Source organism: Stutzerimonas chloritidismutans, from assembly GCF_051486945.1.
Lineage (GTDB): Bacteria > Pseudomonadota > Gammaproteobacteria > Pseudomonadales > Pseudomonadaceae > Stutzerimonas > Stutzerimonas chloritidismutans_B.
Genome location: NZ_JAHVDX010000001.1, coordinates 927595 through 954307 on the forward strand (window position 1 = coordinate 927595; position 26713 = coordinate 954307).

Here is a 26713-nt window from a genome sequence, read left to right on the forward strand (position 1 = left end):
CACAACCGTCAGCGCACCGCTTCGAACAGACCGGACGCGCCCATGCCGCCGCCAACGCACATGGTCACCACGCCGTAACGCAGGTTGCGGCGCTGCAGTTCACGGATGAGGTGGCCAGCAGTGCGCGAACCCGTCATACCGAACGGGTGGCCGATGGAGATGGAGCCGCCGTTGACGTTGAACTTCTCGTTATCGATGTCCAGCGTGTCGCGGCAGTACAGGCACTGCGAAGCGAAGGCCTCGTTGAGTTCCCACAGATCGATGTCACCCACCTGCAGCCCGCGCGCTTTAAGCAGACGCGGCACCGAATACACCGGCCCGATACCCATTTCGTCGGGCTCGCATCCGGCCACGGTGAAGCCGCGGAAGAAGGCGCGTGGCTTAAGGCCAAGCTCGATGGCCTTGTCCAGGCTCATGACCAGCGTCATCGAGGCGCCGTCCGACAATTGCGAAGCGTTGCCAGCGGTAACCGAGCCGTCTTCGGCGAAGACTGGCTTGAGCGCCGCCAGGTTCTCGAGGGTCGTGTCCGCGCGGTTGCAGTCATCGCGGTCGACGACGCCGTCGTGCTCGGTGCGCGCACCCGTGGCCTTGTCTTCAGTGTAGTAACGGACGTTCATCGGCACGATTTCGTCCTGGAACAGCCCCTCGGCCTGGGCACGTGCAGTGCGTTGTTGGCTTTGCAGCGAATACGCATCTTGCTGATCGCGGGTGACGTTGTAGCGACGGGCGACCAGTTCGGCGGTCTGCCCCATGCTGTGGTAAAGACCGGGAACGCGCTCCTGCAGGATCGGGTTGAAGAGGTTGTCGGTGTTTTTGCTCTTGGCGGTCAGCGTGATGGACTCGACGCCACCGGCCACGATGACGTCGCTGCAACCGGAAGCGATCTGGTTCGCCGCGATGGCGATGGCCTGTAGGCCCGAGGAGCAGAAGCGGTTCAGCGTCATGCCTGCGCACTGGATGCCAAGGTTCGACAACACCGCCACGTTGCGGCCGATGTTGTAGCCCTGCGCACCTTCGTTGGAGCCGGCGCCAACGATGCAGTCTTCGACCAGCGCCGGGTCGAGGTCGTTGCGCGTCAGCAGCGCGTTGACGCAATGAGCCGCCATATCGTCGGGACGGGTCATGTTGAACTTGCCACGGAAGGACTTGGCCAGGCCGGTCCGTACGCTGTCGACGATCACTACTTCACGCATGGCATACCTCGGATAGGTGTCGGACGCCGCACCGCGGGCGATGGGCCGTCTGTTGGATTGTGACCGGAGCATAGTTCCAGCCAATCGCCCAGCGCGACGACCATTCAGCGCGGATATGGCCGGCCATGGCGGCTGATTTCAGCCGTCTTTGAGGGCCGCTTCCAGCCGGTCGTTGAGGGTCCGTAGCACCTTGACCCGGGCGAAGCGCTTGTCGTTGGCCTCTACCAGCGTCCAGGGCGCGATTTCGGTGCTGGTGCGATCGACCATGTCCGCGACGGCGTGATCGTAGTCGTCCCATTTGTCGCGGTTGCGCCAATCTTCCTCGGTGATCTTGAAGCGCTTGTGCGGCGTTTCCTCGCGGGCCTTGAAACGCTCGAGCTGCGTATCCTGGTCGATCGATAGCCAGAACTTCACCACAACGATATCGGCCTCGACGAGCTGCTCTTCGAACTCGTTGATCTCGGTGTAGGCGCGCAGCCACTCGTCCGGCGAGCAGAAGCCCTCGACCCGTTCGACGAGCACCCGGCCGTACCAGGAGCGATCAAAGATGGTGAATTCGCCACGCCCCGGGACGTTGCGCCAGAAGCGCCATAGCCAGGGCTGCGCCAGCTCATCTTCGCTGGGCGCGGCGATTTGCACGATGCGATAGAGCCGTGGATCGAGCGCACCCGTGACGCGGCGGATGGCACTGCCCTTGCCAGCCGCGTCGTGGCCCTCGAATAGCGCCAGCACGCCGCGCTTGCGCATGCGCCGGTCACGCAACAGCTGGGACAGCCGCACCTGCTCGTCGAACAGCTGCGCCTTGTAATCGTCCTTACTGAGCCGCTGCTCCATGTCGAGGCTGCCGAGCAGGCTGAGGCGATCGAGGTTAAGGTCAAGCGAGGCCGTGTGTGGCTGCGCCGGCTGCCCCCGCTCGCAGGCCTCGAGCGCCGCATGCAAACCCTCGAGCAGGATGCGGCCGGCAGTCAGGCTGCGGTAGCGCTCGTCGCTGCCCTCGATGACGTACCAGGGCGCGAAGTCGCGGCTGCTGCGCCGCAGTACCAGTTCGCCGTAGCGCACGAACTTGTCGTAGGTCTTGGACTGCTGCCAATCCAGCGGGCTGATGCGCCAGCTGTGCAGCGGGTCGTCCTTGAGCGAGTCGAGGCGCTTGAACATCTGCTTCTTCGACAGGTGAAACCAGAACTTGAAGATCAGCATGCCCTCATTGCACAGCATGCGCTCGAGCCGCTGGGCGCGATCGGTGGCCAGCTCCAGGTCGACCTTGCCGATGCGTCCGTGGACGCGATCCTGCAGCATCTTGCTGTACCAATTGCCAAAGAAGATGCCTGTCTGCCCCTTGGGCGGTAGCTTGCGCCAGTAGCGCCACGCCGGCGGATGGGACAGCTCCTCGTCAGTCGGCACGTCGAAGCTGTCGACGCGGATCAGGCGCGGGTCCATCCACTCGTTGAGCAACTTGATCGTTTCGCCCTTGCCTGCACCTTCAATGCCGTTGATCAGGATCAGCACCGGAAACCGTGCCTGCTCGCGCAGACGGTACTGAGCCTGCAGCAAGGCCTCGCGCAGCGCGGGAACCTCGGATTTGTAGGTGTCCTTGTCGATGGTGTGGCCAATTTCCGCAGACTCGAACATCGCATTCTCCCGGACGGTGGTTGCGCTAACCCTAGCAGTTGGCCAGGGCATGCTGATTTTCTACATCGTGCTGGCGATGCGACAAAGCGCGCCCGCAGGAGGTTTCCGCCGGCTGATAGAATCGCCGCCTTTCGCTTCAGGACGCGCCCGATGCCCGCTCCCTCCTCCGCCGACTTCCAGCACGCTGAACTCGAATGGGACGAGAATGGCCAGCCCCAGTCCCGCCACTATGGCGATGTCTATTTCTCTCGAGCGTCCGGCATCGAGGAGACGGACCACGTCTTCATCCAGCCGAACCGCCTGCAAGAGCGCTTCACGGCGCTGCGAGCAGGCGAACGGCTGGTGATCGGCGAGACGGGCTTTGGCACTGGCCTCAACTTTCTCTGCGCCTGGCAGCGTTTCGAACGCCTCGCACCGGTCGGCGCCACGCTGCACTTCATCAGTGTGGAAAAGCACCCACTGACCGCTGCAGACCTGCGCCGCGCGCTATCGCTATGGCCGGCGCTCGCGCCATTGGCCGAGCAGCTGCTTGACCAGTACGTCGCGATCAATCCGGGTTTTCAGCAGCTGCGATTCGGTCCAGTGGTGCTGACATTACTGGTCGGCGATGCGCTGGAAATGCTCGGGCAACTGGACGCCCAGGTCGATGCCTGGTTTCTGGACGGCTTCGCCCCAGCAAAGAACCCGGATATGTGGCAGCCGGCACTCTTCAATCAACTGGCACGCCTGAGCGCACCGGGTGCCACGCTCGCTACCTTCACCAGCGCAGGGCTGGTACGCCGCGGCTTGCAGGCGGTGGGGTTCGAGGTGGAGCGCATTCAGGGCTTTGGCCATAAGCGCGAAAGCCTTCGCGGTGCGCGGATCGATGCGCTTCCCCAGGCGGAGAAGCCCTGGTTCGCCCGGCCGGCCCGTCAACCCGGGCCGCGCAAGGCCCTGATCATCGGAGCGGGACTGGCTGGATGTGCAAGCGCGGCGAGCCTGGCGGCACGTGGCTGGGACGTCACCGTTCTGGAACGGCATGCCGATATCGCCGCCGAGGGATCCGGCAATCCGCAGGGCGTGCTCTATCTCAAACTCTCGGCGCATGGCACCCCACTGTCACGCCTAGTCGTCAGCGCCTTCGGCTACACCCGCCGATTGCTGGAGCATCTGCAGCAAGGGCGCGATTGGGACGCCTGCGGCGTGCTGCAACTGGCCTTCGATGAAAAGGAAGCGGCGCGCCAGGCCGAACTGGCCGGCGCCTTCCCACCCGGTCTACTACGCCGCATCGAACGCGACGAGGCCGAGCGGCTCGCCGGCGTGGCGCTCGGCAGCGGCGGCCTGCACTTTCCCGATGCCGGCTGGGCACACCCGCCGGCGCTGTGCCGATGGTTCGTGAAACAGCCGGGCATCACCGTGCTGCGCCATCACGAGCCGCTCGAACTGCGACGAGAAGGTGGCCATTGGCAAGCCCTCGATGACGGAAATGTGCTCGCCGAAGCGCCTGTGGTTGTGATCAGCGGCGCTGCCGACGCAGCCCGCTTCAGCCAGGCCGCCTGGCTGCCGCTCAAGCGCATCCGCGGGCAGATCACTGCTCTGCCTGCCACGGCACGCAGCGCAGGGCTGGGCACCGTGCTGTGCGCCAAAGGCTATGTCGCGCCGCCGCGCGACGGGGTCCATACATTAGGGGCGAGCTTCAATTTCGCCGACGCCCATCCCGAGCCGAGTGAGGCCGAACACCGTGCCAACCTCGCCATGCTCGACGAGATATCCGCCGAGCTGAGCGATCGGCTGGATACCAGCAACATGCCCGTCGAGGCGTTGCAAGGGCGTGTCGCCTTTCGCTGCACCAGCCCCGATTACCTGCCAATCGTAGGGCCGCTAGCCGACCCGCAACCTTTCGCCAGCCACTATGCCATCCTCGGCAAGGACGCCCGCCAGGTGCCGGACCTGCCCTGCCCCTGGCTCGACGGGCTCTTCATCAATACCGCCCACGGCTCGCGCGGCCTGATCACCGCGCCGCTGTCCGGCGAACTCTTGGCCGCCTGGGTCGACGGCGGCCCGCTGCCGCTACCGCGCGACATTGCCGAGGCGTGTCACCCCAATCGCTTCCTGCTGCGCCGAGTGATTCGCCGCGAGTGAAGACGCCTGGACGCGCACTCAACCGCAGCGAAAGGGTTCGTCCCAAAAGGGCCGGTTGATCTCGGTTTCGATGTCGGCGCGGCTGAGGCCGATGTCCTTCAGCGCATCGTCGCTGAGCGCAGCCAGCTGCCGACGCTGACGCGACAGTGCCGACCAGCGCCGCAATAGCTGGGCGACCGCCCGCGCCAGAGCCAGTGGCGAGCGAACACGCGGGGCATCGAGGCAATTGTGGACCAACGTCTGGCTTTTCATGACGGCACCTCCTGGTGGATGGCGCCAGTCTCCCGCCCGGCTTATGATCAATCCAACGAATGTTTCTGATGGCGTCCATCTTGGAGATTGATGAATGGCCCACTACCCCAGCATCGATGCAGAGTTACTGCGCAGCTTTGTCGCCATTGCCGATCACGGCGGATTCACCCGTGCCGCCGAAGCCGTCAACCGCACCCAGTCGGCGATCAGCATGCAGATGAAACGCCTCGAGGAAGACGTGCTACAGCGCCCGCTGTTCGAGCGCGAAGGCCGCCAGGTGCGGCTGACCGCCGAAGGCCAGGTCCTGCTCGGCTATGCGCGGCGCATCCTCAAGCTGCACGGTGAGGTGCTGACGACACTGCGCGAGCCGCACATGGTCGGCTCGGTGCGTATCGGCACGCCAGACGACTACGTGATGCGCTTCTTGCCGGGCATTCTGTCGCGCTTCGCGCAAGCGTACCCGTTGGTCCAGGTCGAGGTGCATTGCGAGCCGTCCTACCAGCTACTGCAACGTCGCGACCTGGACCTGACCATCGTCACCCGCGAACCGGGCACCGAGATTGGCCAACTGCTGCGCCGAGAGCGCTTCGTCTGGGCCGAGGCGCCGGGCTTCAACACGCACGAGCAGCGCCCGATGCCACTGGCGATGTTCAACACCGAATGCTTCTGCCGCGCCTGGGCCTGCAACGCGCTGGACGGCCGGGACATTGCCTACCGGGTCGCCTATACCAGCCCGAGCCTGTCGGCGCTCATGGCGATCGTCGGCGCCGGGCTGGCAGTGACGGCGCAATTCCAGAGCCTGGTGTCGTCGGACATGCGCATCCTCGGCGAAGCCGAAGGCCTGCCGGAACTGCCGCTGAGCAGTATCGTGCTGCTGCGTAGCGAGCGTAACCCGTCGAAGGTCAGCGAGGCCCTGGCCGAGCACATTGTCGAGGGTTTTCGCCTGTAACCCGCGCTCCCAGGCGATGCTCCGGGACGGTGCAGCCGGGCCGAAAAACCTGAACTCACCCGCCGCTTGCCAGTCACACCCTCATTGGCAAAACCCGGTAAGGATCCTATGTGCGGCATAGCTGGCGAACTTCGTTTCGATAATCAACCGGCCGATCTGGCCGCGGTTGAACGCATCACTCAACATCTCACTGCCCGCGGCCCTGACGCCTGCGGCTTCAACAGCCAAGGTCCGGTCGCGCTCGGCCACCGGCGGCTGAAGATCATGGACCTGTGCGAGGCATCGGGGCAGCCGATGATCGACTCGGCACTGGGCCTGTCGATGGTCTTCAACGGCGCGATCTACAACTACCCTGAACTGCGCGCCGAACTCGAAGCGCTGGGCTACAGCTTCTTCTCCGGCGGCGACACCGAGGTGCTGCTCAAAGGCTTCCACGCGTGGGGCGAGGCCCTGTTGCCGCGCCTGAACGGCATGTTCGTCTTCGCCATCTGGCAGCGCGACGTCCAGGAACTGTTCGTCGCCCGTGATCGCCTGGGCATCAAACCGCTGTATTTCTCCAAGACCAACGACCGCCTGCGCTTCGCTTCGACACTGCCCGCGCTGCTGCAGGGCGGCGACATCGCCGGGGTACTGAACCCGGTCGCGCTTAACCACTACATGAGCTTCCATGCGGTGGTGCCAGCCCCCGACACTCTCATCGCCGGCATCGAGAAGCTGCCCCCGGGCACCTTCATGCGTATCGACGCCAAGGGCAACGCCAGCCAGCACCGCTGGTGGCAGCTGGAGTTCGGCGCGCGGGCTGACGAACAAAACTACAGTTTCGAGGACTGGCAGGAACGCACCCTGAGTGCGCTACGCCAATCCGTCGCTCTGCGCCAGCGCGCCGCGGTGGATGTCGGCGTACTGCTGTCCGGCGGGGTCGATTCCAGCCTGCTGGTCGGTTTGTTGCGCGAGGCTGGCGCGGCGGACAACCTGCTGACCTTCTCCATCGGCTTTCAGGATGCCGGGGGCGAGCGCGGCGACGAGTTCAAGTATTCCGACCTGATCGCCAACCACTACCAGACACGCCACCACCAGTTGCGTATCCAGGAAAAGGAAATTCTCGAGCAGTTGCCGGCCGCGTTCCGGGCAATGAGCGAGCCGATGGTCAGCCACGACTGCATTGCGTTCTACCTGCTGTCACGGGAAGTCTCCAAACATTGCAAAGTGGTGCAGAGCGGCCAGGGCGCCGATGAACTGTTCGCCGGGTACCACTGGTATCCGCAAGTCGATGGCGCCCAGGATCCGGTGGCGGCCTACCTCCAGGCATTCCGCGACCGCAGCTACGGGGAATACACCGAGACCGTGCAGCAGCAATGGGCCAAAGGCGATTTCTCTGGCGATTTCGTGCGCCAGCATTTCGCCCAGCCTGGCGCCGAAGCCGCGGTCGACAAGGCGCTGCGCATCGACAGCACCGTGATGCTGGTCGACGATCCGGTCAAGCGTGTCGACAACATGACCATGGCCTGGGGCCTGGAAGCGCGCGTGCCCTTCCTCGACCACAACGTAGCCGAGCTCTCGGCACGCATTCCGGCCAAGTACAAGCTGCCCGACGGCGGCAAGTACGTGCTCAAGGAAGCCGCACGCAAGGTGATCCCCGCCGAGGTGATCGACCGGCCGAAGGGCTATTTCCCGGTGCCCGGTCTCAAGCACCTGCAGGGCGACACGCTCAACTGGGTGCGCGAACTCTTGACCGACCCGAGCCAGGATCGTGGCCTTTACAACCCGGCCATGCTCGACAAGCTGCTCAATGACCCTGAAGGCCAACTGACCCCGCTGCGTGGTTCCAAGCTCTGGCAGCTGGCGGCAGTCAATCTCTGGTTGACCGAACAGGGTCTATAAGAACCGATCAAGCCACCGGCCCTGCGCGCTGCGCCCGTCGGTGGCACGACTAGCTCGAAGGAAAGCACCATGCAGAAGTCTCAGGCTTACGGACAGCGCTTGTTGCGCGGGCAGACACCGACCTACGAACGCCTGCAGGCCCGGCTGGCCGAAGACGGCCAGGGCGAATCCAAGGGCCCGGTCACCTTGCATTGTGGCTGGGGCCGCATTCTCATCGGCCACACCTACAGTGACCCAGCAGACCTGGCCGCCGACCTGCTTCATGAGCAAGCCGGCGAACGTGACATCGCCCTCTATGTCGCTGCGCCGCACCAGGTGCTGGCCTACGCGCCGCAACAGCTGTTCCTCGACCCATCCGACACCTCGCGCATCTGGTTCACCGATTACCGCCCTGCCCGCCGCAGCTTCCGCGGCTTCAGTATCCGCCGGGCACAGAGCGATGCGGATTGGAAGGCGATCAACGCCCTTTACCAGTCGCGACACATGCTGCCGGTCAACCCCGAGCTGTGCACGCCACGCGAGAACGGCGGCCCGGTCTATTGGCTCGCCGAGGACGACGACTCCGGCCAGATCATTGGCAGCGTGATGGGCATCAACCACCACAAGGCCTTCAACGACCCTGAAAACGGCTCCAGCCTGTGGTGCCTCGCGGTCGCGCCAAGCTGCACCCGCCCGGGTGTTGGCGAAGCCCTGGTGCGCCACCTCATCGAGCATTACATGGGGCGCGGCCTCGCCTACCTCGACCTCTCGGTGTTGCACGACAACAAGCAGGCCAAGGCGCTGTACGCCAAGCTCGGCTTCCGCGATCTGCAAACTTTCACCGTCAAGCGCAAGAACACCTTCAATCAGCCGCTGTTCCTCGGTCCCGGCCCTGAAGCGGAGCTCAACCCCTATGCCCGCATCATTGTCGACGAGGCACGCCGCCGTGGCATTGAGATCGACATCGACGATGCCGAAGCCGGCCTCTTCACCCTGACGCAAGGCGGGCGCAAGGTCCGGTGCCGCGAATCGCTGTCCGACCTCACCTCGGCCGTGAGCATGACGCTCTGCCAGGACAAGAGCCTGACCCACCGCACCCTGGCGCGCGCAGGGCTCAAGCTCCCCGCGCAGCAGCTGGCCGGCGCGCCGGAAGACAACGCCGCGTTTCTCGATGAGCATGGCAGCGTGGTGGTCAAGCCGGTCGACGGCGAGCAGGGCCATGGCGTCTCGGTCGATCTGCGCACCGCCGCCGATGTCGAAGACGCCATCTCGCGGGCCCGCCAGTTCGACCAGCGCGTGCTGCTCGAGAGCTACCATGCAGGCCTGGATCTGCGCATCGTCGTAATCGGCTATGAGGTCGTCGCTGCCGCCATTCGCCGCCCCGCCGAAGTGGTAGGCGACGGCAGCCACAGCATTCGCGAGCTGATCGAGGCGCAAAGCCGCCGTCGCCAAGCGGCAACCGGTGGAGAAAGCCGGATTCCGCTCGACAACGAGACCCAACGCTGCATCGTCGATGCCGGTTACGACTACGACAGCGTGCTGCCACAGGGCACGCACCTTGCCGTACGGCGGACGGCGAACTTGCACACCGGCGGCACGCTGGATGACGTCACCGACCAGTTGCACCCTGACCTGACGGACGCCGCAGTGCGCGCCGCCCGTGCGTTGGACATCCCCGTGGTCGGCCTGGACCTGCTCGTCAAAGCAGCGGATCAGCCCGAGTACGTGTTCATCGAAGCGAACGAGCGCGTCGGCCTGGCCAACCACCATCCGCAACCGACCGCCGAACGCTTCATCGACCTGCTGTTCCCGCTCAGCCACAACGCCAACTAGGCCCTCCCCGCACCGCGGCGACCCCGTCGCCCGGTGTCGCCTTCTGGCGACGCGGACGCAGTTCGACTCCATTCACCGACGTGGGCGACCGTTTCATCCGTCGCCGAGGAGAGATCATGACCGCAAAGCTCCCCGAACCGGACCTGAACTACCTCCAGCGCGTGCTGCTGGAAATGCTCGCAATCCCAAGCCCTACGGGCTTCACCGATACCATCGTGCGCTACGTCGCCGAACGTTTGAAGGAGCTGGGCATCCCCTTCGAACTGACCCGCCGTGGCACCATCCGCGCGACGCTCAAGGGGCGACGCTACAGCCCGGACCGCGCCATCGCCGCGCACCTCGACACCATTGGCGCCAGCGTGCGTGAGATCCATCCCAGCGGGCGGCTGGGCCTGTCGCCGGTGGGCTGTTGGTCGAGCCGCTTTGCCGAGGGCAGCCGGGTCAGTGTCTTTACCGACAGCGGTGTGTTCCGCGGCAGCGTACTGCCCCTGCTGGCCTCTGGGCACGCCTTCAACACCGCCGTGGATGAAATGCCGATCAGTTGGGATCACGTCGAACTGAGGCTGGACGCCTATACGCAGAGCCGCGCGGACACCGTCGCCCTGGGCATCAACGTGGGCGATTTCGTCGCCTTCGACCCGATGCCGGAGTTCACCGACAGCGGCTACATCAGTGCCCGTCACCTGGACGACAAGGCGGGTGTCGCCGCGCTGTTGACCTCGCTGAAGGGTGTCGTCGAAAGCGGGCGCGAACCGCCAATCGATGTCCATCCACTGTTCACCATCACCGAGGAAACCGGCTCCGGTGCGGCCGGCGCGCTGCCCTGGGATGTCAGCGAGTTTGTCGGTATCGACATCGCACCCACCGCCAAAGGTCAGGAGTCCAGCGAACATGCGGTAACCGTGGCCATGCAGGACTCAGGCGGCCCTTACGACTTCCATCTCTCGCGCCACCTGCTCAAGCTCGCCGCCAGCAATGAGATCCCAGTGCGCCGCGACCTGTTCCGCTACTACCACAGCGACGCGCAATCGGCGATCGCCGCCGGGCATGACATCCGCACTGCCCTGCTGGCCTTTGGTTGCGACGCTACGCACGGCTACGAGCGCACTCACATCGACAGCCTGACCGCGATGACGCGCCTGATCAGCGCCTACCTGCTGAGCCCGCCGGTGTTTGCCAGCGACGCGAGCAGCGGCAAGGATTCGCTGGAGAACTTCAGCCACCAACTGGAGCATGTCACGCAGATGGAAAACGACACGCGAGTGCCCGCCGTAGACGAGATCTTCGAGCGTCAGAACGACGAAACCGGCAAGTGAGCGCCGCGTTTCATGATCCGTAGCCAACTTGACGCAATTGCCGATTGCGAGGCGGCAACGATCAAGGCAAAGTCGCAGGCATCCGAAAAACTTGTCTGCCCGCCATAGCCGGGCACAGGCGTTCCGGCTTGCCGTTCGAGGTCGCGCTGACAGCCCTCCCGATCGGCTCGCCCTGCCGCATACCCGGGTCTTTTCATGCTGCTGCGTCTTTGCCTGGCCATCATCCTGTACTGCCTGTCGGGTCCGATCTGGGCATTTTCTACCGTTCCGATCGACTCCGACGCCTTCCGCGAACCGCTGGGCCAATGGACTTACTTCCTGCGTGACCCTGGCGCCGAGCTGAATGCCGCCGAGGTGATGACGCTGCCGGAAAAGGTCTTCGAGCAGGTGTCCGGCGAGCACGCCAACAAGGGCAAGAACGATTCAGTGTGGTGGTTCCGGGTGCAGCTGGATAACCAGTTGCCGGAAACGGTCAGCGGCGTATTCGAGATCAACTACCCGTTACTCGACGACATCGAGCTGTATCTGCAGCACCCCGATGGCCGGCTGAGCCGCCAACGTTCGGGCGATGACCATCCCTTTGCCGAGCGGGCGGTCAAGGTCGCTAACTTCTGGTTTCCCGTCGAGCTCGAACCGGGCGTCTCGACACTAGTGCTGCGCGTCAAGAGCACCAGCACGCTGTTCATGCCCTTGTACTTCAGCACCCACACGGCCAACGTCGCGGCACTCGAGGACAGTGCGGGGCTCGCCGGCGCGTTCTATGGCGTGCTCTTCGCGATGTTCTGCTACAACTTCTTCCTGTTTCTCTCGCTACGCGAACCCGCCTATTTCTGGTACCTGATCTACAACCTTAACGTCGGCCTCTTCGCGCTCAGCTTCGACGGCATGCTGGTCAAGTGGCTGAGCGGTGCCGGCGGCGCGGTGGCCATGGGCATCTACGCCCTCATGCTCAGCCACTGCCTGATTTCTATCCAATTCAGCCGGCACTTCCTGCACACGCGCCAATACTTCCCCCGGCTCGATTTCACCCTGCGTGTGGCCCTGCTGCTGTCGCTTGGGGCGCTGCTATCCGGTTTCGTTCTCGACCTGCAGGTCTGGAGCATCCTCGCCAGCATCATGGTGATCGGCTCGTCGATCGGCCTGTTGTTCACCGGTGCCTTTGTGTGGAGCCGCGGCGTACGCTATGGCCTGTACTACACGCTCGCGTGGGGGGTGCTGCTGGCGACCTTCGTGATCGTGACCGCCGGCTCCTTGGGCTTCAACCTGCTCGGCTTATACGGCGCACCGGTAGTCAAGATCGGTATTGCATTCGAGTTGATCACCCTTTCGATCGGTCTGGCCGACCGGATCAATCTGCTCAAGGAAGAAGGCTTTCGCTCTCGCCAGGCCGCCGAGCGCGCCGAGAGCGAAAACCAGGCCAAGAGCCGCTTCCTCGCGAAGATGAGCCATGAAATCCGGACCCCGCTCAACGGCGTGCTGGGCATGTTGCAACTGCTGCGCGAAACCTCCCTCGATCGTCGGCAGCGCTTTTATCTGGACACGATTTCCAGCTCCAGTACCTCGCTGATGACAGTGATCAACGACATTCTCGACTACGCACGCATCGGCGCCGGCAAGCTGGTGCTCGAAGACATCGAGTTCGATCTGGAGGCGTTGATTTCCGAAACGCTGAGCTTGCTGACCGCTCAGGCGCTGGAAAAACAGCTCGGTCTGCACGTCAGCCTCGCACCCGGCGTACCACGGTACGTGCGCGGCGATCCGACCCGCCTCAAGCAAGTGCTGATGAATTTGCTGAGCAACGCGCTGAAATTCACCGAACGCGGCTGTGTGGTGCTGGACGTCTCGCCGCAAGGTCCTGACGAGTCGCGCAACTTGCTGTTTTCCATCACCGACAGCGGCATCGGCATGCGCGCCGAGGTGCTGAACCAACTGTTCGTATCCTTCAGCCAGGGCGATTCCAGCACGACACGCCGCTATGGCGGCAGTGGCCTGGGGCTGGTGATCAGCAAGGAACTGGTCGAGATGATGGGCGGCCAGATCGGCGTGCAGAGCACACCCGGCCAGGGCAGCCGCTTCAGTTTCGACATTCCGCTGCGCGAAGCGGGGGATTTCCGCGACCCGTTGACGCCGCTGCTCGAAGGGCGCACCGCCATCGTCGCCTCGCAGGATGGCGCCGCCCTGGAGGCCATGGCCAAGCTGCTCGCGCGATGGGGCATGCGCGTGGTTCGCTGTGAGGATCCGAGGCGCCTGGCTCGCCACCTGGGCGAACAGCCGAACGTTCCGCTGTTGATGATTCTGGCGCCCTGGCCGGGTACGCCCAAGGAATGGCTGTCGGCCGTCAAGGATCAGCTCCACCCTCGCCAGCCGACGATGCTGGTGACGCCGCCCCAGGTCACGCCGGTGCTGTCGGCCTCCAAGGTCAACCTGACCAGCCTGCATCAGCCGCTGCTGCTTGGCGCCTTGCGCGAAGCCCTACAGGCCCTCTATGCGCCGAATAGCCTCACGGCACCGGGCAACGGCACGCGGCCTAGCGAAGGCGCGCCGCAGCCATGCATCCTCACCGCCGAGGACAATCCTGTCAGCCAGATGGTGGTATCCAGCTTGCTGCGCAAGCGCGGCTACGACGTGCTGATCGCCGACAACGGTCGCCGCGCGGTGGAAACCTACAGCCAGAACCCGGCCGCCATCGACCTCATCCTGATGGACTGCGAAATGCCGGAAGTGGACGGTTTCGAAGCGAGCCGTCGAATTCGCCAATTCGAGTCCGAAAACGGCCTTGCTGCGGTTCCTATCGTCGCGCTGACTGCCCATGTGCTGGAGGAACATCGCCGCCTGGGCAGCGAAGCGGGCATGAATGACTTCATCGGCAAGCCATTGGACAGCGAGCAACTCTATGCCTGCCTGGACCGCTTTCTCGAAGCCAGCCCGCAAGGTTCACTCACACCCGATCTGCCCCAGCCGACCTGACAGCCGATGCTTATTCCCCACGACCAGCTCGAACCCGACACCCTCACTCGCCTGATCGAGGACTTCGTGACCCGCGACGGCACCGACAACGGTGACGAGACGCCTCTTGAGACGCGTGTCGAGCGTGTGCGCCAGGCACTTACCAAAGGCGTAGCGGTGATCGTATTCGACCCGGACAGCCAGCAGTGCCAGCTGGCGTTACGACGCGACGTGCCTCGCGAGTGGCTGCAAGACTGATCAGCCCAGCACGCCACCCTCGCGCTCCCAGGCGCAACGCATGCGCACGTCGCGCTGGCGGGGGCTATGGCTGCCACTCTCGGTTTCCCAACGAAAGGTGTGCGTGCCGTTGAGCTCGGTCTCGAGGTGGACCACGGCGCGGGTCCAGTAGAGCTCGTCGAGCAGCGCTTCGAAGCTGCGAACCCACAATGACCATTCGTATTCGACGGCGCGGTAGCTGGCGCCGAAATGAATGACCTGGGTTTGGTATAACCCCTCATCCGTGCAGAAAGAAAACATCTCGCGACCGATGAAGGGCCAGCCTTCGCCCTGCGGTAGGTTGCCCAGCGCGCGGCGGTTGACGGCACGACGCCGGCGGCACTCGTCGAGGTCGGCGGCCGGCCAGTCACGAATGCTGCCGTAGACGATCGATTCCTGCTCCACAGGCTGCTCTCCGGGCGAAAGGCCGCACATGTTCAACCAAATCGAGATGCCGTGCTAGCCTTCTCAGCCGCTCTGCAACGCGCCACACATTCACGCGGTGACCTGTGCCACAGGCGGTCAGGACACGCGGCCAGCGTCAGGTCGCGGTGCGAGGCGCAGCGCTAGCAGCGACATCACGGCTGCGAGCGATGCCAGCACAAGGAAAGGTCCCTGGTAGCTCCCGGCCAGGTCGCGCCCGATGCCGGTCAGCACTGGCGCGAAGCAGGCCAAGCAGTAGCCGGTGCACAGCATCATTGCGGTCAATCGGCTGACGGCCAGAGGTGTGGTGGCCTCATGCATCGGCAGCACCAGCGACATGGAAAAGGTGCCGTTGAGGGCCACGCCCAACAGCATACAAATCAGCAGGGGCTGGACCTGCGGCAGCAGCGCGATCACCAACAGCGCGGCCGTCGCGAGGGCGCTGCACGCCGCCATCATCAGGTGACGCTTGCCGAATCGCTGCGCCAGCCAGGGCATGAGGAAAGCGCTCGGCAGCCCGATCAGCATGAAGCCGCTGAAGAAGGCATTGCTCTGCACGGTGCTGAAGCCCGCTTCGTGGTAGCGCGCCACCAGCCAAGTCGCCAGCGCATAGAACAAACCGGCCTGTAGGGCGAAGTAGATACTCACCAGCCAGGCCCGCGGCTCTCGCCAGGGCAAGCCGGCGTTGCGCTCGGCGGCGGGTTCCGGCCGATTGGGCAAGCGCGTCCAGACCAGCAGCGCCAGGACGGCAGGAATCGCCCACAGCGCCAGGCCCAGCGTCCAGCGCTGTCCGAAAACCGCTGTCGCCGGCGCGGTCAATACGACGCCGAGCGTGCCACCGACCGCCATGCTCAACGAATAGAACGCTGCCGTCCGGCCCACCCGATCGAGGAAATAGCGTTTGATGAAGCCGGAAATCAGCGGACCGGCCACCGCAATACCGGCCCCGACCATGGCTGCGGTGACGATCAGCAGCCAGGCGCTATCACCTACCAGCCGCAAAATCAGCGCCAGCCCAATCAAGGCCAGGCACAAACGAATGGTCTGCTCCAAACCGAAACGAACCGCCAGACGTGGCGCCAGCGGGGCCAGCAATCCCATCAGTAGGACGGGCAGCGCGGTGGTCAGGCTGATCAGCCCTCGGCTGAGGTGAAGATCGGCGGCGATACGCTCGATCAGCGGCGCGAACGAGGTGATACCAGGGCGCAAGTTGATGGCGGCGAGCACCAGGGCCAGCATGAGCAGCCAGCGGGCAGGATTGGTCACGATCGGGAACCGGCAGCGAAACGGGACTGCACCCTACTCCCGCCGCGCCGGCTCCGGCAAGTTTTTCGGACCTTTCAGTCAGGTTTTACTTTTGTTGCGCTTCTTTTCTGCCAGCGCAGCCATCTCGTCGTAAATCGCCTGAGGATTCTGCTGCTTGATCGTCCAAGCCATACGCCCTTCGTCGTGGGGCAGAATCATGAACACGCCCTCGGCAACCTGGCGATGGATGTAATCGGCGATGTCCGCCGCGGTAATGGGCGACGCTTCGAGCAGCTTGGCGATCTGCGCCTTCATGTTCGGCGTAGGGCCCCGGTAGGAGTCCATCAGGTTGGTTTGGAAGAACGACGGGCAGACCACATGAACCCCAATTTCCTGCTGTCGCAGTTCGACCAGCAGGCTCTCCGACAGGGCCACCACACCGGCCTTGGCCACGTTGTAATTGCTCATGCCGGGTGCCTGCATCAAGGCAGCCATCGAGGCGATGTTGATGATCCGCCCCCTGCTCTGCTGCAGCAATGGCAGGAAGGCCTTGCAACCCTTGACGACGCCCATCAGGTTGATCGCTATTTGCCAGTCCCAGTCTTCGAGCGACAGTTCTTCGAAGAAGCCACCCGAAGCCACACCGGCATTATTTACCACTACGTCAATACCGCCGAGCTTGCTTTCGCAGGCTTGGGCCAGCGCCGTGAGCTGGCTGTAGTCACGTACATCACACCGCTGGGTGAAGCCGTCGCCGCCGACATCGCGCACCCGCTTCAGCGTTTCGGCCAGGCCGTCCTCGTTGACGTCCGAAAGCGCCAATTGCCAGCCCTCACGCGCCCAGCGCAAGGCAATTTCACGCCCGAGGCCGGAACCGGCCCCCGTGACCATCATGCGGTTCTGCATCGTTTGTAACCTTTTGTTCGTTGGGTTGCGGCGAGTCTAGCGAAAGCCACAGCCACAACCGGCCTCTATCGAAATGCTGAATGACCGCCCTGCTCCAGGCCCGATCTGGCAGCCGTGGCAAACAAAAAAGGCAGCCCGAAGGCTGCCTTTCGTACCGCTGTGCGTTCGGTCAGTGGGCGACCGCGCCAGTAGCGCCCAAGCCCGTTTGCGAACGGATGAACTGTGGGAAGAAGCGTGCGCGCTCTTCCGCTGCCGTCTTCGACTTGTCAGTGACCGAGAAGAACCACAGGCCGGCGAACGAGGCGATCATGGCGAACAGCGCCGGGTACTTGTACGGGAAGATCGCCTGTTCGAAGTGCAGCACGTCGACCCACACAGTCGGGCTGAGGATGGTCAGCAGAAGCGCCGTGGCCAGGCCCATCGAGCCGCCGATCAGCGCGCCGCGGGTGGTCAGGTTCTTCCAGTACATCGAAAGGAACAGGATCGGGAAGTTGCAGCTGGCCGCGACCGAGAAGGCCAGGCCCACCATGAAGGCGATGTTCTGGTTCTCGAAGGCGACGCCGAGCAGGATGGCCAACACGCCGAGCGCTAACGTGGTGCGCTTGGTGACCTTCATCTCGTCCTCTTCCTTGGCCTTGCCCTTCTTGATCACGCAGGCGTAAAGGTCGTGAGCCACGGCCGAGGCGCCGGCCAGTGCCAGACCCGATACCACCGCCAGGATGGTGGCGAAGGCAACCGCGGAGATGAAGCCGAGGAACAGGTTGCCGCCCACCGCTGTGGCCAGGTGAATCGCGACCATGTTGGTGCCGCCGATGATGGCGCCAGAAGCGTCCTTGAAGCTCGGATTGGTGCTGACCAGCAGGATCGCGCCGAAGCCGATGATGAACGTCAGGACGTAGAAGTAGCCGATGAAGCCAGTGGCGTAGAACACGCTCTTGCGCGCTTCCTTGGCGTCAGCGACGGTGAAGAAGCGCATCAGGATATGTGGCAGACCCGCCGTACCGAACATCAGCGCCAGGCCGAGGGAAATCGCGGAAATCGGGTCGGACACCAAACCGCCCGGGCTCATGATGGCCTGGTGGTTCGGATGCAGCGCAACGGCCTCGGAGAACAGGCGACCGAAGTCGAATCCGACGTGATACATAACCATGATCGCCATGAAGCTTGCGCCGGAGAGCAGCAGAACCGCCTTGATAATCTGCACCCAGGTGGTGGCGAGCATGCCGCCGAACATCACGTACATCACCATCAGTACGCCGACCATGACCACCGCGACCAGGTAATCCAGGCCGAACAGCAGTTGGATCAGCTTGCCGGCGCCGACCATTTGCGCGATCAGGTAAAAGGCCACGACGATCAGCGAACCGAATGCCGAGAGGATGCGGATTTGCGTCTGGCCCAGGCGGTAGGAGGCGACGTCCGAGAAGGTGAATTTGCCCAGGTTACGCAGGCGCTCGGCCATCAGAAACAGAATGATCGGCCAGCCGACGAGAAAGCCGATCGAGTAGATCAGGCCGTCATAGCCGCTGGTAAAAACCAGCGCGGAAATGCCGAGGAAGGACGCCGCCGACATGAAGTCACCGGCGATGGCCAGGCCGTTCTGGAAACCGGTAATGCTGCCGCCAGCAGTGTAGTAATCGGAGGTGGAGGTGTTACGTTTGGCCGCCCACTTGGTGATGCCCATCGTGAAGACGATGAACACCACGAACATGGAGATCGCGGTCCAGTTGGTGGCCTGTTTCTGAACATCGCCGGTCAGGGCATCGGCGAACAGCGCCGGGGCAGCCGTCATCAGGACGGCCGCGGTCAGCAAGCGTGCAAGCATGTTATTTCTGCGCCTCTTGGAGGATGTCCTGGGTGATGCGGTCGAACTCGCCATTGGCGCGCCGGACGTACACGCCGGTTAGCACGAAAGACAGGAAGATCAACCCGAGGCCGGCCGGAATGCCCCAAGTGGTCACGGCGCCCGTCGTCAACGGCGTGCCGAGCACGGCGGGATCGAATGCGATGATCAGGATGAATGCGAAGTAAGCCGCCAGCATGATGGTCGCTAGCAACCAGGCAAAGCGGCCTCGCTTGGCGACCAGATCCTGGAAGCGCGGGTCGGCGTCGATCTGCCGGTACAGGTTTTCATTGTTCATTGGATTGTCTCCACACGATCACTGCCCACACATGCGGACAGGGCGGCTACTTTAGTGCCGCCGAGGTCGAACGCCACTCGACCATGGTCTGGTACTCAATCGCATCAAAGTACCGGACTAGAGCCGCTGCAGCGTCAATTCGCCGCACCTCGGCAGACCATAGATGCCTGCTATGCGCACCATGCAAGACGGCCATTTCACAGCCTCGCTCCGCATGACCAAACTCCATTCGCAACGGAGAACAATTCCTGTTCGTTTCAGCGGAGCCCAACATGATCAAGACCGTCACCTTCACCCTGATGCATTTCTGCATCGCCTTTTCGGTGACTTATGCCCTGACCGGTAGCGTGGCCGCCGGTGGCTTGGTCGCTGCGATCGAGCCGCTGTGCAACTCGGTCGGGTTCTACTTTCACGAAAAGATCTGGCAGCGCCTCGACAGGCGGCACACACCGAAGAAGGACATCCCACCTCATGCCTGGCTGCACCACCAGGCCTGACCGTCGCCGGCCCGCAAGGGCCGCTGTCGAACCGCCCGCCGCTCGGCTAAGATGCGCGCCCCGCCCCCTTGCAGATCGCTGTAATGACGTCGCGCTCGCGCCCTTTCCTGCTGCCCTACGCATTTGCCTGCCTGTTCGCCCTGACCGCCATGATCGCCTTCTGGTACGGCCTTGGCCGCCCGATCGCGATCGCCGATGCCAGCGCGCCGGGCGAAAAGCTGCAGTGCGCCTCGTATAGCCCCTTCGACAAGGACCAGTCGCCATTCGACCAGCCGTTCCAGCTGCGCCCCGAACGCATCGATGCGGATCTGGCGCTATTGGCCAAACGCTTCGACTGCGTGCGGACCTATTCGATGACTGGCCTGGAAGACGTGCCTGCACTGGCACGCAAGCACGGCCTTAGGCTGTTGATGGGCGCATGGGTTAGCGCGGATCCGGTCCAGACGGGTGCGGAGATCGATGCGCTGATCCGCAGCGCCAACGCCAACCGGGACGTAGTCGACGCCGTGATCGTCGGCAACGAGGTGTTGCTACGCAAGGAAGCCACAGCCGCGCAACTGGTCGCGCTGATCGAGCGGGTGCGCGCCGGTGTCGAGGTCCCGGTGACCTATGCCGACGTCTGGGAGTTCTGGCTGCGACATCCGGAAGTCGCCCCGGCGGTAGACTTCCTGACCATCCACCTGCTGCCCTATTGGGAAGACGAGCCCGCTGGAATCGAGCACGCGCTACGCGAAGTCGCCGAGGTACGCCAGGTGTTCGGCAACAGTTACGCGCCGAAGGACATCCTGATCGGTGAAACCGGCTGGCCCAGCGAAGGGCGTCAGCGGGAGACCGCGGTACCCAGCCGAGAGAACCAGGCCCGCTTCATCCGCGAGTTCGTGCAACTGGCCGAAGCGAACGGTTGGCGATACAACCTGATCGAAGCCTTCGACCAGCCCTGGAAGCGCGCCAGCGAAGGTGCGGTGGGCGGCTACTGGGGCTTGTTCGATGCCGATCGGCAAGACAAAGGCATTCTCACAGGCCCCGTGTCGAACCTGCCGACTTGGCCACGCTGGCTGGCGATCAGCACGGTTGCCTGGCTGGTTACGCTAGTTGTAGCTGGCCAGCCGACACGACGCCGCTCAGCCATCGTCCTCCCGCTTGCGACAGCCGCCGGCGCTGCCTGCATGGGGCTTTGGCTGGAACTTGGCGTGGTAACCAGCCGCTACCTGGGCGAGTGGTTCTGGACGGGTGCCCTGCTGATGCTCAACGCTGTCGCGCTGGCGCATGTGGCGCTGATGCTCGGCAACGACACGCTGTGGCGCCGCCGTGCATGCGCTTGGCTGGACCGCCACGCCGGCCTCGTTCTCCTGGCCACCGGCTTTGCTGGCGCGGTCATGGCCCTGGCGCTGGTGTTCGATGCGCGTTACCGAAGCTTTCCAAGCGCTGCGCTGTTCTATCCGGCGTTGGTCTACTTGGCCCGCCCAACGATCGCGCCCCGCAGGGAGACCACCCTTCTGGCCGCCCTGATTGCCGCCTGTATTGCGCCGCAGCTCTATCAGGAAGGATTGGAAAACGAGCAGGCGATAGGCTGGGCGCTGGTTTGCGTACTCGTGACCTTGGCGCTGTGGCGAAGCCTGCACCAGTCAAACCGGCAAATCGCTATCGCTGCGACCGATTCACGCAACCAGACGGCCTAGCCGTGGTCAATGCTTAGCGCAGCACGTGGCGCCCGGACCAACCGAAGCGCCGCGATGACCACCGCGAACACGGCCAGGCTGGCGCTGTAGAGGACCAACGCAGGCACCGCCAGCAGCAATCCCAACGCGGCCAACCACCAGCCGGTGCGCCGTGGCAGGAAAAACGCCAGCACAGCAAGCGAAAGCGCCGACCAGGCCAGCACCCGCATGTGGATGAGCCAGCCGAGCCCGGCCCGTACCTGGCACGCCCAGTGCGCTGCGGACTCGGCACAGAGCCCAACCCAGCGAGGGTCTTCCATCAGCGCGAAACGAACTTCGTAGCTGGCAGCAATGCAGGCCACCAGCAGCAGGACCAGCATCAGCGAAGGGGACAGGCGCAACGTGAAGGCTCCAGGAGTCAGGCGGCGCTCAGCATAATCGAGCCCGGCGCCGTTGCAAGCGACAAACGCGCTGCAACCAGCGCGCGGTCGAACACAAGGGAAACTGAGGACGACGACGATAGAGCCTATACCCAGACGTGCCCATCCGGCCGCGCCGGATACCCCACCCGCCACCCGGAGAACATCCATGCGTTTGTCGCTGTGCCTGACGGCCCTGCTCGCGCTGCTGAGCTTGCCCACCCTCGCGGCGGACATCAGCGTCGAAGACTACGGCTACCCACTGAGTAATCCGTTCGAAGCCACCATTGCCACGACACCTGTCGAGCTGCGCGCCGAGACCCCTACCGACGACGATATCGACCAGCGCGACTACAGCCTGCGGCTGCGCCCCGAGCGCGAATTCACTCTGCCGGACAACTTCTGGGCCGTTAAGCGGCTGACCTACCGGCTGGCCCGCCAGCGCGGCCCTGCCCCGCTGATGTTCATCATTGCCGGCACCGGCGCCAGCTACTCGGCCGGCAAGAGCGAAACGCTCAAGCGCATCTTCTATGGAGCGGGCTATCACGTCGTGCAATTGTCATCGCCGACCAGCTTCGACTTCATCGCCTCGGCCTCACGCTACGCCACGCCCGGTTACAGCCCCAACGATGCCAAGGACATGTACCGCGTGATGCAGGCGATTCGGGCGCAGCAGCATGAATTGCCCGTGACCGGTTTCAACCTTGTCGGCTACAGCCTTGGCGCGCTGAACGCGGCCTTCGTGAGCCAGCTCGACGAAACCCGGCGCAGCTTCGATTTCGATCGCGTGCTGCTGATCAACCCTCCGGTCAACTTGCAGACGTCTATCAACAATCTCGACAAACTGGTGCAGACCCGCGTCGCCGACGTGGACAGCACCACGACATTCTACGAACTGATTTTCGAAAAGCTGACGCGCTACTTCCATCAGCAAGGTCGCATCGACCTCGACGCGGCCCTGCTGTTCGACTTCCAGCGCTCGGAGCTACGCCTGACCGATGAACAGATGGCGATGCTGATCGGCTCGGTATTTCGCTTCTCGGCGGCCGATATCGCCTTCACGTCCGACCTCATTAATCGGCGCGGGCTGATCGTGCCGCCGGATTACCCGATCGATGAAGGCACCAGCCTGGAGCCGTTCTTCCGCCGCGCCCTACAGTGCGACTTCGATTGCTACCTCACCGAGCAACTAATCCCCATGTGGCGGGCGCAAACCGATGGGGGCAGCCTGACCCAACTGGTCGACCAGGTCAGCCTATACGCGCTGGAGAATTACCTGCGCAACAGTCCGAAAATCGCCGTCATGCACAACGCCGACGACATCATCCTGGGCGCAGGGGACCTCGGGTTCCTGCGGCGCACCTTCGGCGACCGCATGACGCTCTACCCGCGCGGCGGCCACTGCGGCAACCTCGACTACCGCGTCAACGTTCAACACATGCTGGAGTTCTTTCGTGGCTAGACGTCAACTGCTTGCCCTGTTGCTGCTAGCCAGCAGCATTGCCCATGGCCAGACGCCGAACGCCGACGAAGACGGCTTCACGCATCCACTGCGCACGCTGGAATTCAATCCCGGCCTGGACCAGCGCGAATTCGAGCGCGCCACCTTCGATGCCCTGAACATCTATGATCCCTGGGAGTCGTTCAACCGGCGGATGTACTACTTCAACTACCGGCTGGACCAATTGGTGATGCTGCCGGCAGTTCGTGGCTATCGCTATGTCACGCCGAGGGTCGTGCGCACTGGCGTCAGCAACTTCTTCAACAACCTGGGCGAGATCCCGACGCTGTTCAACAGCCTTGCGCAACTGAAGGGCGAACGCGCGATGACCACCACGGCCAGGCTGCTGTTCAATACCATCCTCGGCGTTGGTGGCGTCTGGGACCCGGCCACCCGCATGGGCCTGCCACGTGCTCGGGAAGATTTCGGCCAGACCCTTGGCTTCTATGGCGTGCCACACGGCCCCTACATCATTTTGCCGGCGCTGGGGCCGTCCAACCTGAGGGACACCACTGGCCAGGTCGCCGATTTCGGCATCGAGCGCCAGGTGGACTATTTCAGCTATGCCGACGCCAGCGGCGGCGAATTCGGGCTTACGGCGCTGCGCCTGATCGATATCCGGCACACCACCAGCCTGCGCTATGGCCAACTGAACTCTCCGTTCGAGTACGAGAAAGTGCGCTACGTCTACACCCGTGCGAGGGAATTGCAGATCAGCGAATGATCGAGCCGCTCGATGCGTTACATCCTGAAATCGCGCTAATGCATCGACAGCCTCGCGTTAGGCTGGCGCGCATCGATAGAGGAGTAAATCCATGTCCCTGCGCGAAGTGATAGCCATCGAAACTGGTCGAGCCACCTCTGATGGAGCTGGCGTCAGCCTGACTCGCGTGTTCGGCGGGTCGGCCCTGGAGCGGTTCGATCCCTTCCTGATGCTCGACGAGTTCGGCTCGGACGATCCCGACCAATACATTGCCGGCTTTCCGCCTCACCCGCACCGTGGCTTCGAGACGGTGACCTACATGCTCGAAGGCCGCATGCGCCACGAGGATCATCTGGGCAACGTCGGGCTTCTCGAACCTGGCGCCGTGCAGTGGATGACCGCAGCCCGCGGCGTGATCCATAGCGAAATGCCGCAACAGGAAAAAGGCCTGATGCGCGGCTTTCAGCTCTGGCTCAACCTGCCGGCAAAAAGCAAAATGCAGGCCCCGGATTACCGAGACTATGCCCCGCAGGACATCCCCCGCATCAGCCTGCCCAATGGCGTGGAGGCCGTAGTTGTCGCCGGCACTTTCGCCGCTGAGGGCGTCGAGCAACCCGGCGCCGTGCAGCGTCCCGATACCGAACCGCAGCTTTTTGACTTGGCCTTGCCGGCCGGCGCGGCGCTATCGCCGGCGGTTCCTGAAGGGCACCGGCTCATGCTCTACGTATTCGAAGGCGCTTTGACCGTGGCCGGCAAGAGGGTTGGCACGCGCCAGCTGGCGCGGCTGAGCGACGAAGGCGAGCTCAGGCTTTCGAGCGACACGGGAGCGCGGGTTCTGTTGATCGCCGGGCGGCCGATCGGCGAGCCTGTCGTGCAGTACGGCCCCTTCGTGATGAACAGCCGCGAGGAGATCGAGCAGGCCCTGCGCGACGTTCGCGACGGCGTCTTTACAAGCTGAGCGGCTTCTTCGGCAATTTGCGGTACAGGTTAGGCTCGCCTTCTGGCCGGGTTTTGAAGCGGCGATGCGCCCACAAGTACTGCTCGGGATGCTGCCTGACCGCATCCTCGATCCATTCGTTTATGCGTCGGCAATCTGCTTCCTCACTCTCGCCCGGAAAGTCGCCGAGCGGCGGGTGGATGACCATCCGATAGCCAGTTCCATCGGCCAGCCGCACCTGGGTGTAGGGGATCACCCGCGCACGGCCCAAGCGGGCAAACTTGGTAGTCGCCGTCACGGTCGCGGCGTTGATGCCGAACCAGGGCACGAACAGGCTCTGCTTTCGACCGTAATCCTGGTCCGGCGCATACCAGATCGCGCGCCCGGCACGCAGAACCTTGAGCATGGTTCGCACGTCCTCGCGCTCGATGGCGCTGGCGTCCAGGTTATGCCGCTCGCGGCCGCGCCGCTGGACGAAATCGAACAAGGGGTTCTTGTGCTCGCGGTACATGCCGTCGATGGTGTGCCGCTGGCTAAGCAGCGCGGCGCCGATTTCCAACGTGGTGAAGTGCAGCGCCATGAGGATCACGCCCTGCCCTTCCGCCTGAGCCTTCTGCAGATGTTCAAGGCCTTCGATATGTGCCAAGCGCTGCAGGCGGGCGCGGGGCCACCACCAGCTCATGGCCATCTCGAACAGAGCGATGCCGGTGGAGGCGAAGTTTTCCTTGAGCAGAGCCTCGCGCCGCACATCGCTGAGCTCTGGAAAGCACAGTTGCAGGTTGCGCCGGGCGATGTGGCGCCTCGATCGAGCGCCGCGGTACATGACGGCCCCCACCGCTCGCCCCAACACCAGCAGTACCCGATAAGGCAATTGCACCAGCAGCCAGAGCAGGCCTAACCCCAGCCATAGCAGCCAGAAGCGTGGATGGAGGAAGGATGTACTGAAGCGGGGACGATCCATCAGCAAGCTCGAACCGATAAAAGCGGACATTCTAGCGGCAAACCAGCCGGCGATGCCGCTGCGTCTCGATGCGTGGCAGCGCTGCGCTTGCCGCGCGTGGGCTTGCAGGCGATCGTCACCCCCGTTATAAGTCCTCGCCATTTACCGCAGCAGGCAGACCATGAGCCAAGCCGAATCCAACGACCAGACGCCCGTGTTCCAGCTCAAGGGCAGCATGCTCGCCATCACCGTGCTGGAGCTCGCGCAACACGACCTCGAACGCCTCGACCAGCAGCTGACCCTGAAGGTGGAGCAGGCGCCGGACTTCTTCAACAATACGCCGCTCGTGCTGGCGCTGGATAAGTTGCCCGCCGATACCACGCCTGACCTGCCGGCGCTCATCGCGCTTTGCCGCAAGCACGGCCTGCGCACCTTGGCGCTGCGTGCCGGCGACCCGAAGGTCATCGAGGCCGCCGGCGGGCTGGACCTGCCCGTGTTGCCCCCGTCCGGCGCGCGCGAACGCAAACTCGACATCTTCAAGGCCGCCGCGGAGCCGCCCAAGCCCGCCGAACCGGTGTATCGTCCGACTCGCGTGGTGACAACGCCGATCCGCGGCGGGCAACAGGTCTACGCCCAGGGCGGCGACCTCATCGTGCTATCCGCCGTCAGTCCCGGCGCGGAACTTCTCGCCGACGGCAATATCCATGTGTACGGTCCGCTGCGCGGGCGCGCCCTGGCCGGTATCAAGGGCGACGTCAATGCACGCATTTTCTGCCAGCAACTGGCGGCGGAAATGGTCTCGATTGCCGGGCAGTACAAGGTCGCCGAGGACCTCAGGCGGGACCCTCTTTGGGCCGAAGCCGTACAGATGAAGCTATCCGGCGATGTGTTGAACATCACCCGCCTTTAACGGATACTGCCGCAATTTTTCAAGCACCAGAACGGGCATCCTCAAGGCCGAAACGGCA

Annotated in this window: 23 protein-coding genes; 13 read left to right on the plus strand and 10 right to left on the minus strand. The window is 63.8% G+C overall.

Annotated features, from left to right (window positions below; translation table 11 throughout):
* Positions 1 to 8: 8 nt before the first annotated feature.
* A complete protein-coding gene (locus tag KXR72_RS04090) occupies positions 9 to 1193 on the minus strand; it encodes a thiolase family protein (protein ID WP_437419824.1) in 1185 nt (394 codons plus the stop codon).
* A 138-nt stretch (positions 1194 to 1331) separates the two neighbouring features.
* Positions 1332 to 2822, minus strand: a complete 1491-nt coding sequence (gene pap / locus KXR72_RS04095; RefSeq protein ID WP_437419825.1) for a polyphosphate:AMP phosphotransferase — start codon at positions 2820 to 2822, stop codon at positions 1332 to 1334.
* 150 nt (positions 2823 to 2972) lie between these two features.
* On the opposite strand from pap, the gene mnmC reads away from it, so the two are divergent.
* On the plus strand, positions 2973 to 4943 hold the full coding sequence (mnmC, locus tag KXR72_RS04100) for a bifunctional tRNA (5-methylaminomethyl-2-thiouridine)(34)-methyltransferase MnmD/FAD-dependent 5-carboxymethylaminomethyl-2-thiouridine(34) oxidoreductase MnmC (RefSeq protein ID WP_437419826.1): 1971 nt from the start codon (positions 2973 to 2975) through the stop codon (positions 4941 to 4943).
* Positions 4944 to 4961: 18 nt separating this feature from the next.
* Here mnmC and KXR72_RS04105 read toward each other — a convergent pair whose 3' ends face one another.
* The gene (locus KXR72_RS04105) at positions 4962 to 5195 is read right to left on the minus strand and encodes a DUF1127 domain-containing protein (protein WP_437419827.1); all 234 of its coding nucleotides are present in this window, start codon (positions 5193 to 5195) and stop codon (positions 4962 to 4964) included.
* Positions 5196 to 5289: 94 nt separating this feature from the next.
* Here KXR72_RS04105 and KXR72_RS04110 point away from each other — a divergent pair, with 94 nt between their 5' ends.
* From KXR72_RS04110 to KXR72_RS04135, 6 genes are all read left to right on the plus strand, one after another.
* Complete coding sequence (locus KXR72_RS04110) at positions 5290 to 6144, plus strand: LysR substrate-binding domain-containing protein (RefSeq protein WP_437419828.1); 855 nt, start codon at positions 5290 to 5292, stop codon at positions 6142 to 6144.
* A gap of 108 nt (positions 6145 to 6252) precedes the next feature.
* Complete coding sequence (locus KXR72_RS04115; RefSeq protein ID WP_437419829.1) at positions 6253 to 8025, plus strand: N-acetylglutaminylglutamine amidotransferase; 1773 nt, start codon at positions 6253 to 6255, stop codon at positions 8023 to 8025.
* A gap of 69 nt (positions 8026 to 8094) precedes the next feature.
* Positions 8095 to 9837, plus strand: coding sequence for an N-acetylglutaminylglutamine synthetase (ngg, locus tag KXR72_RS04120; RefSeq protein WP_437419830.1), 1743 nt, complete (start codon positions 8095 to 8097; stop codon positions 9835 to 9837).
* Between the two features lie 116 nt (positions 9838 to 9953).
* Positions 9954 to 11153: an osmoprotectant NAGGN system M42 family peptidase gene (locus KXR72_RS04125; protein WP_437419831.1), complete on the plus strand. Its 1200-nt coding sequence runs from the start codon at positions 9954 to 9956 to the stop codon at positions 11151 to 11153.
* A gap of 195 nt (positions 11154 to 11348) precedes the next feature.
* On the plus strand, positions 11349 to 14120 hold the full coding sequence (locus tag KXR72_RS04130) for a 7TM-DISM domain-containing protein (RefSeq protein WP_437419832.1): 2772 nt from the start codon (positions 11349 to 11351) through the stop codon (positions 14118 to 14120).
* 6 nt (positions 14121 to 14126) lie between these two features.
* The gene (locus KXR72_RS04135; RefSeq protein ID WP_437419833.1) at positions 14127 to 14357 is read left to right on the plus strand and encodes a YheU family protein; all 231 of its coding nucleotides are present in this window, start codon (positions 14127 to 14129) and stop codon (positions 14355 to 14357) included.
* Here the strand turns inward: KXR72_RS04135 and KXR72_RS04140 are convergent, their stop codons facing one another.
* The 5 genes from KXR72_RS04140 to KXR72_RS04160 all read right to left on the minus strand — a co-directional run bounded on the left by KXR72_RS04140 (position 14358) and on the right by KXR72_RS04160 (position 19090).
* Positions 14358 to 14780 carry a hypothetical protein gene (locus tag KXR72_RS04140; RefSeq protein ID WP_437419834.1) on the minus strand — a complete coding sequence of 141 codons (423 nt, stop codon included), beginning with the start codon at positions 14778 to 14780 and terminating at the stop codon, positions 14358 to 14360. It abuts the gene before it with no gap.
* Positions 14781 to 14897: 117 nt separating this feature from the next.
* The gene (locus KXR72_RS04145; RefSeq protein WP_437420369.1) at positions 14898 to 16037 is read right to left on the minus strand and encodes an MFS transporter; all 1140 of its coding nucleotides are present in this window, start codon (positions 16035 to 16037) and stop codon (positions 14898 to 14900) included.
* A gap of 105 nt (positions 16038 to 16142) precedes the next feature.
* Positions 16143 to 16949 carry an SDR family oxidoreductase gene (locus tag KXR72_RS04150; protein WP_437419835.1) on the minus strand — a complete coding sequence of 269 codons (807 nt, stop codon included), beginning with the start codon at positions 16947 to 16949 and terminating at the stop codon, positions 16143 to 16145.
* Positions 16950 to 17118: 169 nt separating this feature from the next.
* Positions 17119 to 18774, minus strand: coding sequence for a cation acetate symporter (locus KXR72_RS04155; RefSeq protein ID WP_437419836.1), 1656 nt, complete (start codon positions 18772 to 18774; stop codon positions 17119 to 17121).
* A gap of 1 nt (position 18775) precedes the next feature.
* The gene (locus KXR72_RS04160; protein WP_437419837.1) at positions 18776 to 19090 is read right to left on the minus strand and encodes a DUF485 domain-containing protein; all 315 of its coding nucleotides are present in this window, start codon (positions 19088 to 19090) and stop codon (positions 18776 to 18778) included.
* 272 nt (positions 19091 to 19362) lie between these two features.
* Here KXR72_RS04160 and KXR72_RS04165 point away from each other — a divergent pair, with 272 nt between their 5' ends.
* Both KXR72_RS04165 and KXR72_RS04170 read left to right on the plus strand, forming a co-directional pair.
* The gene (locus tag KXR72_RS04165; RefSeq protein WP_437419838.1) at positions 19363 to 19587 is read left to right on the plus strand and encodes a DUF2061 domain-containing protein; all 225 of its coding nucleotides are present in this window, start codon (positions 19363 to 19365) and stop codon (positions 19585 to 19587) included.
* A gap of 83 nt (positions 19588 to 19670) precedes the next feature.
* Entirely contained in the window at positions 19671 to 21266 is a 1596-nt protein-coding gene (locus tag KXR72_RS04170; protein ID WP_437419839.1) for a glycosyl hydrolase family 17 protein, read from the plus strand.
* Here KXR72_RS04170 and KXR72_RS04175 read toward each other — a convergent pair.
* Positions 21263 to 21625 carry a hypothetical protein gene (locus tag KXR72_RS04175; RefSeq protein ID WP_437420370.1) on the minus strand — a complete coding sequence of 121 codons (363 nt, stop codon included), beginning with the start codon at positions 21623 to 21625 and terminating at the stop codon, positions 21263 to 21265. The two genes, KXR72_RS04170 and KXR72_RS04175, sit on opposite strands and share 4 nt — an antisense overlap.
* Before the next feature lie 208 nt (positions 21626 to 21833).
* Between KXR72_RS04175 and KXR72_RS04180 the strand changes: the two genes are divergently transcribed.
* The 3 genes from KXR72_RS04180 to KXR72_RS04190 all read left to right on the plus strand — a co-directional run bounded on the left by KXR72_RS04180 (position 21834) and on the right by KXR72_RS04190 (position 24826).
* On the plus strand, positions 21834 to 23126 hold the full coding sequence (locus tag KXR72_RS04180; RefSeq protein ID WP_437419840.1) for a serine/threonine protein kinase: 1293 nt from the start codon (positions 21834 to 21836) through the stop codon (positions 23124 to 23126).
* A 7-nt stretch (positions 23127 to 23133) separates the two neighbouring features.
* A complete protein-coding gene (locus KXR72_RS04185) occupies positions 23134 to 23889 on the plus strand; it encodes an MlaA family lipoprotein (protein WP_437420371.1) in 756 nt (251 codons plus the stop codon).
* A 91-nt stretch (positions 23890 to 23980) separates the two neighbouring features.
* Positions 23981 to 24826: a pirin family protein gene (locus KXR72_RS04190; RefSeq protein ID WP_437419841.1), complete on the plus strand. Its 846-nt coding sequence runs from the start codon at positions 23981 to 23983 to the stop codon at positions 24824 to 24826.
* On the opposite strand, the gene KXR72_RS04195 is transcribed toward KXR72_RS04190, so the two are convergent.
* Entirely contained in the window at positions 24816 to 25766 is a 951-nt protein-coding gene (locus KXR72_RS04195) for a lipid A biosynthesis lauroyl acyltransferase (protein WP_437419842.1), read from the minus strand. The genes KXR72_RS04190 and KXR72_RS04195 overlap by 11 nt on opposite strands.
* Before the next feature lie 160 nt (positions 25767 to 25926).
* Here KXR72_RS04195 and minC point away from each other — a divergent pair, with 160 nt between their 5' ends.
* Positions 25927 to 26655, plus strand: coding sequence for a septum site-determining protein MinC (gene minC, locus KXR72_RS04200; protein WP_437419843.1), 729 nt, complete (start codon positions 25927 to 25929; stop codon positions 26653 to 26655).
* The last annotated feature ends 58 nt before the right edge of the window (positions 26656 to 26713 follow it).

What these genes read in the sequence shown, in the direction of transcription:
- ngg (WP_437419830.1), top strand. Translation starts at nt 8,095, where the DNA reads ATGCAGAAGTCTCAGGCTTACGGACAGCGCTTGTTGCGCGGGCAGACA.
- pap (WP_437419825.1), bottom strand. Translation starts at nt 2,822, where the DNA reads ATGTTCGAGTCTGCGGAAATTGGCCACACCATCGACAAGGACACCTAC.
- KXR72_RS04190 (WP_437419841.1), top strand. Translation starts at nt 23,981, where the DNA reads ATGTCCCTGCGCGAAGTGATAGCCATCGAAACTGGTCGAGCCACCTCT.
- mnmC (WP_437419826.1), top strand. Translation starts at nt 2,973, where the DNA reads ATGCCCGCTCCCTCCTCCGCCGACTTCCAGCACGCTGAACTCGAATGG.
- KXR72_RS04150 (WP_437419835.1), bottom strand. Translation starts at nt 16,949, where the DNA reads ATGCAGAACCGCATGATGGTCACGGGGGCCGGTTCCGGCCTCGGGCGT.
- KXR72_RS04180 (WP_437419840.1), top strand. Translation starts at nt 21,834, where the DNA reads ATGCGTTTGTCGCTGTGCCTGACGGCCCTGCTCGCGCTGCTGAGCTTG.
- KXR72_RS04135 (WP_437419833.1), top strand. Translation starts at nt 14,127, where the DNA reads ATGCTTATTCCCCACGACCAGCTCGAACCCGACACCCTCACTCGCCTG.
- KXR72_RS04170 (WP_437419839.1), top strand. Translation starts at nt 19,671, where the DNA reads ATGACGTCGCGCTCGCGCCCTTTCCTGCTGCCCTACGCATTTGCCTGC.
- KXR72_RS04155 (WP_437419836.1), bottom strand. Translation starts at nt 18,774, where the DNA reads ATGCTTGCACGCTTGCTGACCGCGGCCGTCCTGATGACGGCTGCCCCG.
- KXR72_RS04175 (WP_437420370.1), bottom strand. Translation starts at nt 21,625, where the DNA reads ATGCTGGTCCTGCTGCTGGTGGCCTGCATTGCTGCCAGCTACGAAGTT.
- KXR72_RS04105 (WP_437419827.1), bottom strand. Translation starts at nt 5,195, where the DNA reads ATGAAAAGCCAGACGTTGGTCCACAATTGCCTCGATGCCCCGCGTGTT.
- KXR72_RS04115 (WP_437419829.1), top strand. Translation starts at nt 6,253, where the DNA reads ATGTGCGGCATAGCTGGCGAACTTCGTTTCGATAATCAACCGGCCGAT.
- KXR72_RS04165 (WP_437419838.1), top strand. Translation starts at nt 19,363, where the DNA reads ATGATCAAGACCGTCACCTTCACCCTGATGCATTTCTGCATCGCCTTT.
- KXR72_RS04130 (WP_437419832.1), top strand. Translation starts at nt 11,349, where the DNA reads ATGCTGCTGCGTCTTTGCCTGGCCATCATCCTGTACTGCCTGTCGGGT.
- KXR72_RS04145 (WP_437420369.1), bottom strand. Translation starts at nt 16,037, where the DNA reads ATGCTGGCCCTGGTGCTCGCCGCCATCAACTTGCGCCCTGGTATCACC.
- KXR72_RS04195 (WP_437419842.1), bottom strand. Translation starts at nt 25,766, where the DNA reads ATGGATCGTCCCCGCTTCAGTACATCCTTCCTCCATCCACGCTTCTGG.
- KXR72_RS04125 (WP_437419831.1), top strand. Translation starts at nt 9,954, where the DNA reads ATGACCGCAAAGCTCCCCGAACCGGACCTGAACTACCTCCAGCGCGTG.
- KXR72_RS04160 (WP_437419837.1), bottom strand. Translation starts at nt 19,090, where the DNA reads ATGAACAATGAAAACCTGTACCGGCAGATCGACGCCGACCCGCGCTTC.
- KXR72_RS04110 (WP_437419828.1), top strand. Translation starts at nt 5,290, where the DNA reads ATGGCCCACTACCCCAGCATCGATGCAGAGTTACTGCGCAGCTTTGTC.
- minC (WP_437419843.1), top strand. Translation starts at nt 25,927, where the DNA reads ATGAGCCAAGCCGAATCCAACGACCAGACGCCCGTGTTCCAGCTCAAG.
- KXR72_RS04090 (WP_437419824.1), bottom strand. Translation starts at nt 1,193, where the DNA reads ATGCGTGAAGTAGTGATCGTCGACAGCGTACGGACCGGCCTGGCCAAG.